1 protein-coding gene is annotated in these 1,090 nt (G+C 68.4%); it reads right to left on the bottom strand.

Annotated features, from left to right (window positions below; genetic code table 11):
* Positions 1-1,090, bottom strand: a 1,090-nt coding sequence (locus tag EN893_RS35200) for a hypothetical protein (RefSeq protein WP_164901444.1), incomplete at both ends; no start/stop codon positions are given.

Below are 1,090 nucleotides of genomic sequence, written 5' to 3'. Positions count from 1 at the left end.
CGACCGCGACCGATCCGGCGGCACCGCCGCCCGACAGGCCGATGGCGACCGCACCCGCGACCACCACCACCTCGGAATCGTCCTTGGCCATGACGGCGACGTCGCCGCCGGCGACAATTGTCGCGTTGGCACCGACACGGGCATAGGTCTCGGTGTCGAACGACAGCACCGAGACGCCGCCCGCCAGGCTGACCGTGCCGCTGAAGGCAAGACCGGCGGAGACCACGATGACCTTTTCCTTGGATGTGGCGATCACCGCAACGTCGTTGTTCGCCTTCACGTCCGCGCCGTCATTGATCGTCGCGACCGTGTCGACCTTGATCACCGACACGTCGACGCCGGGCGCGCCCGCGCCCGAACCGCCGAAAGCCGCACCGGCCCCGACACCGACATGGCTGAAGTCGCTCGCCGCCGCAACCAGCACGGACTGTCCTGCATTTCCGGGGCCGGCCATGTCCTGGTTGATCTGCGCATCGGCTCCGATGAACGCCTTCGTCTTGGTATCGACGACGTTGACCGCCGCACCGACAGCCACGCCGACCGAACCGCCGCCGCCGACGGAAATCGCAAAAGTCTCGACATCATCCTTCGCCGAGGCGGAGACGGCCACGCCACGGAAGCCGGTATCGACCGACGCGGTCGCAACCCGGTTCTGGGTCAAGCCCGGATCCTGCTGGACGTCGTCGCCACCCTCCTGGTCGAGGTTCTTGAACTGGGTGAGGCCCGACGGCGTACCAGCCTCCAGGCTGCTCGCGGTCGGCTTGTTGCCGCCCTGCGGGTCGAAGCTCGACATCGCCTGGCTGCCCGCATACTCGATTTGGTAGCGGCCGGTTCTCGCCGCGACCGTGCCGTGGCCCTCGCCGGTGACGCGTGCGCCTGCGCCGATGAAGGCATCCGTCACCTTGTCGACAACCGCAACGCCGGCCGCGACGCCGACGCCGGCACTGCCGCCAATCGCCACGCCGCCAACAATCAGGTCCATCTCGGTCTCGTCGAGTGCCTGGACAAGCACGCTGCCGCGTGCCCGCACATCCGTCAGGCCGCCGATCGGCGCCAGCGGGTCCGAGCCAATGAAGGCGCGGGTCTTCAG

The organism is Mesorhizobium sp. M7A.F.Ca.CA.004.04.2.1 (assembly GCF_004022825.1).
Taxonomy (GTDB): domain Bacteria; phylum Pseudomonadota; class Alphaproteobacteria; order Rhizobiales; family Rhizobiaceae; genus Mesorhizobium.
Note: the sequence above shows the minus strand (reverse complement) of the source record. Positions and strands in the feature narration are given on the sequence as shown.